We start from the raw sequence: 455 nt of genomic DNA on the forward strand, positions 1-455 counted from the left end.
CCTTTTATGGGAAAAAAGCAATAAAAGAGGTTCACACTAATATTCATTAGAGTTACTTATAAAAGGGCATAAAGTGACTGATACGAATGAAGATCTCCCTGATAGTGCGATATCGTCATGGGGAGGGTTTGTATATCAAGGCAAGATTGCTTTATATCACTGCCTGTCATTATTAGCAGACAAATCGTTCAGGGGGGAAGAAATTGACGACTTTGAACTGCAACTAGACAGTACTGATGATTTTGCCATTTACTCAAATAATAAAGTAATCTCGGCACATCAAGTTAAAGCAAAATTATCAAAATATGTATCTCAGTATTTGGAGGCATTGTGCAAAGCATCAAAAGTAGAGGTTGATTGTGATAGTAGTACAGTCCGTTTTTTTCATGTTGCTAAGGCATTGAATAAATTTGATGATTATTTAGGCGATAATGGAAATGTTGTTGAGTTCTATT

General features: G+C 34.9%; 1 pseudogene. It reads left to right on the forward strand.

Annotated features, from left to right (window positions below):
• Positions 1-73 precede the first annotated feature (73 nt).
• Positions 74-455: pseudogene (locus V1952_RS22500) on the forward strand (hypothetical protein); the annotation flags it as partial.

The organism is Yersinia sp. 2542 StPb PI (genome assembly GCF_048593855.1).
GTDB lineage: Bacteria > Pseudomonadota > Gammaproteobacteria > Enterobacterales > Enterobacteriaceae > Yersinia > Yersinia enterocolitica_E.